Below are 9747 nucleotides of genomic sequence, written 5' to 3'. Positions count from 1 at the left end.
GTTACCATGCCGCTCGGACAGCTAACGTCCAAAAGGGTGATACAGCCGTGATTATTGGTGACGGGGCCGTTGGTCTGTGTGCCGTTATCGCCGCTAAGCTCCGTGGTGCTAAGCAAATTATCATTATGAGTCGCCACGAAGATCGACAAAAGTTGGCTCTGGAATTTGGTGCTACTCATATCATTCCTGAACGTGGCGAAGAGGGCGTCCAAAAAGTGATGGACTTGACGAACGGCTTCGGGGCCGATGCCGTGATGGAATGTGTTGGAAATGAGCAGTCAACGCAAACTGCTGTAGCCGTCGCTCGTCCCGGTGCTAGCATTGGTCGAGTTGGCTTGCCTCATGGTAAGGACATCGACATGGCCACAACTTTCTACCGCAACATTTTTATCGGTGGTGGACCGGCCTCAGTAACAACCTACGACAAAGAAGTCTTGTTGAAGGCGGTCTTGGATGGGGAAATCAACCCCGGCAAAGTCTTCACGAGTGAATATGCCTTGGCCGACATCAATGCAGCCTACCAAGCAATGGACCAGCGCCAAACAATCAAAGCAGCAATCTCAGTGAGCTAAATAGAGTTATTCTCATCAAAAATATATTAATTTTAATAAAACACCGTTAACAACTAGCATTAACGGTTTTTTTTATGTGATTAAAATGATTATAAAATGAACAAATTAAAAAATAATGATAAAAAGTGTTGACATCAATTTAAAAAGTTGTAAACTAAGCTTCAACAGATAAGAAAGCAAAAGCGATTATAAGAAACAGCCTTTGTAAGACTACTCTAAGAGAGCGTTGGTTTGGTGCAACAACGCAGTGGGACTTACTGATAAGGTTATCCTTCTTTAGCTAGTGGACTGAACTTGACTTAGTAAGTGCCACTCGGTTGCAACCGTTACCTTGCCACTGTATCGTCATCGTTGATGGCCGTACGGGATGAGTTCGAAGTCTATTTGGCTTCGAAAATTATAAGGTGGTACCGTGCTAATCGCGCCCTTAGTCTAAACGTTTTTTCGTTTGGACTAGGGGCTTTTTTATTTGTTTAGTCTAGGAATCAGGGAGGTATTCAGCAACTTAAATTATTGATGTGTTTCAACTACTGCGAACCGTTTTTAAGCTGATAAAGGGAGAACCGATTATGACAATGACTAACTTGAATGTAAAAGTAACACCAGAAAGCAACGAAGACCAATTGGCCCATGCATTGTACAATGCCTACCAAGAAAAGCAACCGTTGCAAATGAACGAATGGGTTGATTTGGTGAGTGATGATGAAACAGCTTACCGAGTCCAAGACTTGTTGATGCAATTTAAGAACCAACCACTTGGGGGCTACAAGGTCAGCTTGACCAGCCCACAAACCCAAGAAATGTTTGATTCAAACGAACCACTCTATGGGGCCCAAGTGCAAAGCCACTTCGTCCAATCACCGGCCACTCTTTCATTGAAGGATAACTTGATGGAGCCATTGGCGGAAGTCGAACTGGTCTTCAAGGCTAAGGAAGACTTAAATGTTAATGATACTTTGGAAGACTTGCAACGCAAGACTCAAGTATCTGCCGGGGTGGAAGTTCCTGACGCCCGATTCTCAGACTGGTTCCCAAGCTTGAGCAAGTACTTGGTCATGTCTGATGCCGCTGTTGGTGGTTTTGTTGTCTACGGTGAGGAGCGTGACAGCACAGATCTATCAATGGAAGACTTCACTAACGTGACTACTAAGCTCTACCACGATGGCGAACAAGTTGCTGAAGGGGTTTCATCAGAGGTCCTTGGCAACCCATTGAAGTCATTACAATGGTTGGTGCAGAAGTTGGATGCTCAAGGTAAGACCTTGAAGGCCGGGGAACGTGTTTCATCAGGAACCTTCCTCTTGCCTGCGAATCTTACCAAGGGAACTTGGAAGGCTTCGTTCAGTCATAACTTCCCAGACGTTGTTGTGGAAGTACAAGACTAAGGACATTTTAAATCACAGTCTTGTGATTTTTAACAAAATTGAGTATAATTTTTCTCGTAGGGGAGCTCGTGTGTCGGGCTGAGAGGAAGCAAAAGCTTCGACCCGTTGACCTGATGCGGATAATGCCGCCGTAGGAATTATGAGAATGATTGATTAATTTTTATGGGGGCGGTCTGCACAGACTGTCTCTTTTTTTGTGCCTTGATGAAAGGAGGAAAATGAAAATGCACGGTGAAAACCGTGACTAGTCCGGGGGAGCGCCCGTGATTGGTAATTACAGCGATGGGAAGCCGTGTTCCGGCGTGAGAGGAAACCAGTGAGTTTCGACCGCTTTTTCTTTAGGTAGCAGGCTTTTCACTGTTATCTTTTACTCGAGGAAAACGTTGTGGTTGATTTCGTTTTCCTGTGACTCACAAGGAGGGTTTTCTGATGAAAGCCAAGAGAAGTTTAGATCCAAAAAAATTAGTCGTAACGGCCTTATTGGCTGGGCTAGCTTATGTCTTAAATAGTTTTGTTCACTTTCCAGCCATGGCTCCGTTCCAGCACTTTGTTGATGTGATTGCTGCGGTCTTGCTTGGACCCTGGTATGGTTTTGCTAGTGCTTTAATTTGCGGAATTTTACGGATGATGTCAGGGCGAACAATCCAGGCAGTAACAGGGGCCATTTTTGGACCGATCCTCGGTGGGTTGGTCTACCGTAAGACGCATAACCTTTACTTGGTTTTTGCGGCGGAAGTCTTTGGCACTGGTGTCATCGGAGCTCTGTCCTCTTATCCATTCATGAAATACTTATATGGCGTAGACTTACCACATTGGTACTATTTCGTCCCATTTTATACCCCCGCTGCAATTGTCGGTGCTGGGATGGGTTTGGCACTTTTATTGGTCTTACAGAAGGCTGGTGTCTTGCAACAAATGGTTCACCGAATTAATGGACAATGATTGATTTCTTAGACAAGAGGAAAAAACATGGATAAAACCTATGCGATTTTTGATTTGGATGGCACCCTAGTCGACTCTTCAGTCTACTGGACAAAGTTAACCCAGGAATTTTTAGTCCAGCATGGATTAACTGAAAAAGCTCCGAATCAACTATTGCAAGCAATCGAGCAACTAACGGTCGATGAAGCAGCCAAGGTTATTCAGGACTATTTTGGTCTAACAGACGAACCAGCAGCAATTACAGCTGCGATTAATGCCCTGATGGACCAGCACTACCGGCAAGACATCCCGGCTAAACCCGGTGTTCAAGCTTATTTAGCCAATTTAAAGAATCAAGGCTGTCAATTAGCGCTGGCTTCGACGGCTGACAAAAATTTGATTCATGATTGCTTGAAGCGTCTCAACTTAGACCAGTACTTTGACTTTGTTTTAGCCTGCCCTGATTTCCAAACTGACAAAACCTCGCCGATTATCTACAATTTAGCCTGTCAACGTTGGGGTGTCCGTCCAGACCAAGTTGCCGTTTATGAAGACGCGGTTTATGCTATCAAGACTGCTCACCAAGCTGGCTTCGTGGTGGTTGGTGTCTATGATTATCAATCTAACCACGACTGGCAATTGATTCGAAATTACGCGACTGAAACTTTAAAAACCTATTAATGGGAGAAAAATATGACTGCCAGTATTGCCATTCAGGTTTTACCTGAAGCACCAAATAATCAAGAACTTTGCCGGATTGTCGATGAGGTGATTGCTTACCTTGATTCAACCGGTCTTCATTACCAAGTCGGCGCCTTTGAAACGACCTTAGAAGGTGATGACTATGATCAATTAATGGATATTGCTAAGGAGTGCCAGCATGTTGCCGTGCGAGCGGGAGCTAAAAAGGTTTCAGCCTATATCAAAGTTGTTTACCAGGTCGATGGACCGGTTTTAACGATTGATGAAAAAACTGGCAAATACAGGTAAAACCAAAATAAAAAGACCCAGAACGGCTGACTCAAAGCGGAGTCATAGCTATTCTAGGTCTTTTAATTTATCGATGAAAATTAGTTGAAAACTTTTTCCAAATCAACCAAGTTGGTCACTTGGTGAGTGGGGTGTAAGTCAGCGGGCAAATCTTGCCCTTTGGCATTGAGCCAAATTGTATCAAGGTCGTAATTTTGTCCACCTAAGATATCAGAACCAAGGCCGTCACCAATCATCACAGTATTGTCAGCATTCATACCTGGATTATCCTTGAAAATTTTATCAAAGAATTCGGTATCAGGTTTTGAAGCGCCAACACCTTCGGATGTATAGATTTGGTCAAAATACTGGTCCAAACCAGTCTCTTTTAAGCGCAGAAGTTGGGTTGCTTCTTGACCATTTGTTCCGGCGATAATGGTATGATCGGAACTTAAGTTTTTCAAAACATCAGTTGCGTAAGGTAAGAGGCGGAAGTTGTGGTTGCGTAAGTACGCATATTCATTTTCTAATTCTGCCGCATCTCCGTCAATCTTTAGGGCTGCCAAAGTTAAGGCAAACCGGGTATCGAAGATTTGTTGACGAGGAATTTCATCTTGTTCATATTGGTGCCAGAGACCGTGGTTGATTTCTTGGTAGGTTGCCAAGGCTTGGTCAACTTGGTCAGCCGGAATGGCTAACTTGTCTTGGAAGAGGGATTTGATGCCGGCAATTTCACCACCGGTAAAATCAAGTAGGGTATCATCCAAATCAAAAATTAAATACTGGTACATTGCGTAAACACTCTCCTAGTCGTCAATCTACATAAAATCATTATTAATATCATGCACTATCCAACTAGAAATATCAAACAAAACTTTAGCTTTTATCTACTATATAAAGGTCGGCGGTCGTAATTTCCTCTGGTTCGTTTTTACGACTTTGAATAAAGACAACACTAATAATTAAAATCATGCCCAAAATCTCCACCAAACCAAGGTGCTGGTTCAATACCAAGACTGAAAAGACTGTGGCGGTTAGGGGCTCAAAGGACCCCAACATTTGAGCGACCGTCGCCGCCAGGTATTTGAGGCTGTTAATGTAGCAAAGACAGGCTGCTAGGGTTCCAATCAAAATGATGAAAACAACATTAGTCCATTGCCAAGCTGAAAGAGTAGTCAAGGCTGAATCCCTGAAAATAGCTGGTCCAAGAGGAATCCCACCTAAAAACATTCCCCAACCAACAACGACCGAAGTATCGTACTTTTCCAAGAGGGGTTTGGGCAAGATACTATAGGCAACTTGACCCATGCCTGAAACTAGTCCCCAGAAAATAGCGAGAGGAGCAATGGCGAAGACGGCCAGTTGGCCATCGGTGATTAAGAGGATTGTCCCAACGACGCTGATTAAAATAGTTAAGAGTTCCAACATCTTTGGTTGGTACCGCTGACCAACAATCAAGTAGACCAGGGTGAAGGTTGGACTAAGAAACTGGAGAGCTGCTGCCGCTGCCACGTTACCATAGCTAATCGATAAGAAGTAAGACAGCTGTGAAGGCAAGAAGCCGAAGAGGCTAAAGAGTAAAAGCCTCTTTCGGTCAGCGGGATCGCGCCAAATTGCCCAAATTTGTGTCCGTAGTCGTGGGGAACCCACGGCCAAAAGGAGGGCGAGCAAACCACCGATTAGCAGGCGGAGGGCGACTATGCTAGTGGGTAAGACGCCGGTATCATGGAAGAGGTATTGGCTGGCTACGCCAGAAAGCCCCCAAAAAGAAGCACCGGCAATGGCGAAGAAGAGACCGATTTGTTGTTGTGATTTTTTCATAGAGTTGACTCCTTATCTAACAATATAAGGCCAATGGAGTTATAATGAAAATGAATAATTTTTATAAAAATATAAGGGGTTCTTATGAACAAATTTTTGGCTCTCAAAGTTGTTTTAGAACAACAAAATATCTCCCGGGCAGCCGAAATTTTAGGCTATACCCAACCAGCTGTTACCCAAATGCTGAAGAGCTTAGAAAAGGATTGTGGCTTTCCACTTTTAATTAAAAATCGCCATGAAATTCAGCTAACAGCCAATGGGCAGAAAATCTTCCCGATTATCAATCAATTGATTAATGACTACCAGGCCCTAGAAGAACAAAAGGCTGAGATTAATAACGAGAAAGCCGTCATTAAATTGGCAACGATTCCTAGTATCTCCCAACAGTGGTTGCCCAAGTTAATCAGTCACTTTCAAGAAGTTTATCCCAATAGTGAATTTTCAATTTTACAGGGGGATTATACTAGTATTCCAAGCTGGGTTGAAAACGGTGATGCCGACATCGGTTTTGTTAATTTGAACGGAGATGACAAGGCTGGGATTGACCACTTCGTTATCCAAAACCAGCACCTCCGGGCGGTTTTACCCCAAGAGTTGGCCCAGGGCCTGCCTGACGAGCCGCTAGTTTTGGCGACTTTGGCTGATAAACCTTATCTCTTACTGGAAGAGGGGCTCTTTAGTGAATCCTTGGCGGCCTTTAAAGCGATTGGTCTGGAGCCGAAGGTTACCATGCGTCTTCATGACAGCCTTTCAACGATTCTAATGGTTGAGCAAAAAATTGGCTATAGCATTATGCCCATGGATGCCGAGACCGAAAAGCTCTACCAGATTCAATCTTTCGAAATTGATCCGGTGATTTCACGGCCAATTAGTTTATTACACCGTCCTCAGGGTCTGCTAACGAGTACGGCTAAGCACTTCATTGCCTTTGCTCAAGAAAATGTCGGTGGTTTGTAACCAAACTTTAGTATTGCTAGCTTGCATTCATTCTAGCTCTGTACTATCCTGGGAAAGTACTAAATTAGTGATAGGAGTCACATATGAAAATTAAAAAAGCCCACCTCGTGGGCATTGCCTTGGTTTTAGTAGTTTCATTTGTCGGTGAATTCTTAAGCCGGTATTTGCCTCAACTCGGTGCCGAAAGTTTGGCAATGATTATTGGAATCTTACTCGGTAACACTATCTTTACCGACAGTAAGTATGGGGCAGGAATCAAGTGGTCTGAAAAGTATCCAATTGAAATCGGAATTGCTTTGCTCGGATCAACACTGACCTTCAAGACCTTGTCTAAGTTGGGTTTGAACGGGGTGGCCTTCATCATTATCAATATGATTTTGGTGATTACAACCGTCTTCTTGCTTGGCAAGTACCTTTTTAAAGTTGATAGCCAAAGTACGATGTTAATGGGGGCTGGGAACGCGGTTTGTGGCTCGAGTGCCATTGCGGCCGTTGCACCTGCTATTCAAGCTAAAGACGACGACCGTCGCACGGCTGTCGCCACAGTATCCTTGACGGGAATGTTATTGTTGCTAACGTTGCCAACCTTATCGCACTTCTTCTTCGGCGATAACAACCTTCTTCGTGGAGCCTTGGTCGGTGGAACCGTTCAATCCGTTGGTCAGGTTGTCGGGACTGCTTCGCTGATTAATAGCAATGTCGTGACCTATGCCACCTTGTTCAAGTTGTTGCGGGTAATTATGCTGGTCTTCGTGGTTGTCTTGTTTGCTTACTTAGCCAAGCGCGACCGGATTAAGGCGGGTACGGAAGCCGCTGATGCCAAGGCGGGTAAGATTACCATCTTGCCATGGTATATCATCGTTTTTGCCGTTTTGATTATCGTTAATTCCCTTGCCGCTTTACCAAGCAGTGTTCACCAATTTAGCCATACGATTAGCTCCTTCTTCGGGGTTGTCAACTTGGCTGCCATTGGTCTAAACCTCAAGTGGACAGTGATTAAGAAGAGTGGTGTGAAGTTCTTAAGCTTCGGCTTTGTTGTTGGGGCTAGCCAAGTCATTTTGGCTCTGATTTTAATTAAGATTTTCTTTTAAAATTAAAAGCTGATCCGGCAGTCGTTATGAATTACTTTCATAATAACCTCCGTTTTAAAATATAAAAAAAGTTCAGATCATGATCTATACCCCGTAAGTTTATACAACTTTTGGGGTACAGATCATCAATTGATCTGAACTTTTTTTAGTTAATTTAGTATCTTAGTCGTCAACAACAATGACGTGTAGTGAGTTGTCGTAGCCGGCCTTTTCTTCTTCAGCTGTTACACGCAAGGGACCAGCAATCCAAGAAGTAACCTTAGCAAGGATTAGCGTTCCAACAATTACGACTGCCAAGGTTACCAGGATGGCAATCACTTGGTGACCCAACAAAGTCCAGTTACCCTGAATCAAACCGGGGATACCGCCAGATAAGTGCTTATCAGCAAAGACCCCAGTGAGGAGGGCGCCGACTGTTCCACCGATACCGTGAATACCGAAGGCGTCCAAGGTGTCGTCGTAACCAAAGAAATTCTTAATAGTAGTGATACTGAAAAATCCGAGAATACCGGCTAGCAATCCCATCACAATCGCTGCCCAAGGTTGAACATAACCAGCAGCGGGGGTGATGGCAACTAATCCAGCTAAGGCACCAGTGACCAATCCATCAACTGTTACCTTCTTTTGGATAAAGTAGGCGATTGCTGCCCATGACATGACAGCGGCAGATGAAGCAAACCATGAGTTAACTAAAGCAACAACGGCTTGGTTATTAGCAGCAAGTGCTGAACCAGCGTTGAACCCGTACCAACCAACCCACAATAAGAAGCCACCAGTCAAAACATAGAGCGGGCTAATTTTGTTAGGACGACGGTCGTGACGAGGCCCGATAACAAGGGCTAACACGAGACCAGTTACACCGGATGAAATATGAACAACTGTTCCACCGGCAAAATCAATGGCACCCAACTTAGCTAAGAAACCATTATCCCAAACCATGTGAGCGAGGGGGGCATAGATGAACAACAACCAGAGAGTTAGGAAAACTAACATTGCCTTTAAGCGCATTCGGCCAACGACTGATCCGGTAATGATGGCAATGGTGATGATAGGAAACATTCCCTGGAAAATGGCGAAGGTCCCATCCGAAATGGTTAACCCGCGCGTTGATGATGAAAGCGAAACATGGTTAAAGCCGAAGAAATGAAGGTTTCCAATGAAGTCACCGGACCCACCGAAAGCCAAACTATAACCGACTAAGGCCCACACGATTGTTGCTAGACCAATCAAGAGGACTGAAAGGCCAACAGTGTGAAGACGATTCTTCTTATCCCCCAAACCGGCATAGAACAATCCCAATCCAGGAGTCATAATCCAAACTAATACCGCAGATACTAAGACCCACGCTGTGCTACCACTATCCATATTACTTTCCTCCAATTAACTATCCATCACTTAATTTATTACATGTTCAATCATAACGTAAGATTTAACCATACCAATTTAATTTTGGCAGGTTTTCTGACACAAGTTATAGGGCATATTGCGAATTTGAGAGTATATTAGTCTACAAATATTCGGGAATACCAATAACAAAAACCGAATTGGCTGTCCTGTGATGGATTGAGTTTAAAAGGAGAATGATTTTATGTTTGAAACTGTTGATGACTACATTAGGCGTGACCCGGCTCTTCACTCCCGTTACCAAGTCATATTCTTTCACACCGGTTATCAAGCAATTCGTGCTTACCGGACTAGTCACTATCTTTGGACTCATGGGCACAAGTTTCTAGCCCAACTTATTTCGAACCATAGCAAGAAAAGAACCGGGATTGATATCCACCCCGGTGCAACCATTGGTGAAAACCTCGTGATTGATCATGGTGTTAACGTGGTGATAGGCGAAGAAACTATTATTGGTGATGAAGTCACGATTTATCAGGGTGTGACCCTCGGTGCCAGCGGAACTGCTAAGCCGGGCGAACGACGCCACCCAACTATTGGCGACCATGTCATGATTGGTGCCGGAGCTAAGGTGTTAGGAAACATTACAATTGGCAGTGGCAGTAAGATTGGTGCTAACGCAGTGGT

The 9747-nt window shown here is 44.2% G+C and carries 11 protein-coding genes and 1 riboswitch; of the genes, 8 read left to right on the top strand and 3 right to left on the bottom strand.

The genetic code is table 11. From position 1 onward, the window contains the following. From AOQ29_RS08240 to AOQ29_RS06570, 5 genes are all read left to right on the top strand, one after another. The coding region (locus AOQ29_RS08240) for a zinc-binding dehydrogenase (RefSeq protein ID WP_242977427.1) at positions 1–572 on the top strand (572 nt) is incomplete at its 5' end. Between the two features lie 575 nt (positions 573–1147). Continuing rightward, on the top strand, positions 1148–1957 hold the full coding sequence (locus tag AOQ29_RS06585; RefSeq protein ID WP_061993686.1) for a 2-keto-4-pentenoate hydratase: 810 nt from the start codon (positions 1148–1150) through the stop codon (positions 1955–1957). A gap of 48 nt (positions 1958–2005) precedes the next feature. Beyond that, positions 2006–2113: riboswitch (TPP riboswitch) on the top strand. Between the two features lie 273 nt (positions 2114–2386). Then, the gene (gene thiW, locus AOQ29_RS06580) at positions 2387–2899 is read left to right on the top strand and encodes an energy coupling factor transporter S component ThiW (RefSeq protein ID WP_061993685.1); all 513 of its coding nucleotides are present in this window, start codon (positions 2387–2389) and stop codon (positions 2897–2899) included. A 27-nt stretch (positions 2900–2926) separates the two neighbouring features. After that, complete coding sequence (locus AOQ29_RS06575) at positions 2927–3559, top strand: HAD family hydrolase (RefSeq protein WP_061993684.1); 633 nt, start codon at positions 2927–2929, stop codon at positions 3557–3559. Positions 3560–3571: 12 nt separating this feature from the next. Continuing rightward, complete coding sequence (locus AOQ29_RS06570; protein WP_061993683.1) at positions 3572–3868, top strand: thiamine-binding protein; 297 nt, start codon at positions 3572–3574, stop codon at positions 3866–3868. 80 nt (positions 3869–3948) lie between these two features. On the opposite strand, the gene AOQ29_RS06565 is transcribed toward AOQ29_RS06570, so the two are convergent. Next, positions 3949–4638 carry a YjjG family noncanonical pyrimidine nucleotidase gene (locus AOQ29_RS06565; RefSeq protein WP_061993682.1) on the bottom strand — a complete coding sequence of 230 codons (690 nt, stop codon included), beginning with the start codon at positions 4636–4638 and terminating at the stop codon, positions 3949–3951. An 85-nt stretch (positions 4639–4723) separates the two neighbouring features. Beyond that, entirely contained in the window at positions 4724–5668 is a 945-nt protein-coding gene (locus tag AOQ29_RS06560; protein ID WP_061993681.1) for a DMT family transporter, read from the bottom strand. A gap of 84 nt (positions 5669–5752) precedes the next feature. Here AOQ29_RS06560 and AOQ29_RS06555 point away from each other — a divergent pair, with 84 nt between their 5' ends. Then, complete coding sequence (locus AOQ29_RS06555) at positions 5753–6625, top strand: LysR family transcriptional regulator (protein ID WP_061993680.1); 873 nt, start codon at positions 5753–5755, stop codon at positions 6623–6625. A gap of 83 nt (positions 6626–6708) precedes the next feature. Then, positions 6709–7716: a YeiH family protein gene (locus AOQ29_RS06550; RefSeq protein ID WP_061993679.1), complete on the top strand. Its 1008-nt coding sequence runs from the start codon at positions 6709–6711 to the stop codon at positions 7714–7716. Positions 7717–7878: 162 nt separating this feature from the next. Here AOQ29_RS06550 and AOQ29_RS06545 read toward each other — a convergent pair whose 3' ends face one another. Then, on the bottom strand, positions 7879–9081 hold the full coding sequence (locus AOQ29_RS06545; RefSeq protein ID WP_061993678.1) for an ammonium transporter: 1203 nt from the start codon (positions 9079–9081) through the stop codon (positions 7879–7881). Between the two features lie 223 nt (positions 9082–9304). On the opposite strand from AOQ29_RS06545, the gene epsC reads away from it, so the two are divergent. Then, positions 9305–9747 (top strand): serine O-acetyltransferase EpsC (gene epsC, locus AOQ29_RS06540; protein WP_061993677.1); only part of this gene is annotated, 443 nt, incomplete at its 3' end.

Origin of the sequence: Fructobacillus ficulneus, from assembly GCF_001047075.2 — a bacterium.
GTDB classification, from domain to species: domain Bacteria; phylum Bacillota; class Bacilli; order Lactobacillales; family Lactobacillaceae; genus Fructobacillus; species Fructobacillus ficulneus.
The sequence above is the reverse complement of the archived record's forward strand: the minus strand, read 5'-3'. Positions and strand labels throughout refer to the sequence as shown.

Coding starts and splice junctions, on each gene's coding strand:
- AOQ29_RS06575 (WP_061993684.1), top strand. CDS start 2,927: ATGGATAAAACCTATGCGATTTTTGATTTGGATGGCACCCTAGTCGAC.
- AOQ29_RS06555 (WP_061993680.1), top strand. CDS start 5,753: ATGAACAAATTTTTGGCTCTCAAAGTTGTTTTAGAACAACAAAATATC.
- AOQ29_RS06585 (WP_061993686.1), top strand. CDS start 1,148: ATGACTAACTTGAATGTAAAAGTAACACCAGAAAGCAACGAAGACCAA.
- AOQ29_RS06570 (WP_061993683.1), top strand. CDS start 3,572: ATGACTGCCAGTATTGCCATTCAGGTTTTACCTGAAGCACCAAATAAT.
- thiW (WP_061993685.1), top strand. CDS start 2,387: ATGAAAGCCAAGAGAAGTTTAGATCCAAAAAAATTAGTCGTAACGGCC.
- AOQ29_RS06565 (WP_061993682.1), bottom strand. CDS start 4,638: ATGTACCAGTATTTAATTTTTGATTTGGATGATACCCTACTTGATTTT.
- AOQ29_RS06560 (WP_061993681.1), bottom strand. CDS start 5,668: ATGAAAAAATCACAACAACAAATCGGTCTCTTCTTCGCCATTGCCGGT.
- AOQ29_RS06545 (WP_061993678.1), bottom strand. CDS start 9,081: ATGGATAGTGGTAGCACAGCGTGGGTCTTAGTATCTGCGGTATTAGTT.
- AOQ29_RS06550 (WP_061993679.1), top strand. CDS start 6,709: ATGAAAATTAAAAAAGCCCACCTCGTGGGCATTGCCTTGGTTTTAGTA.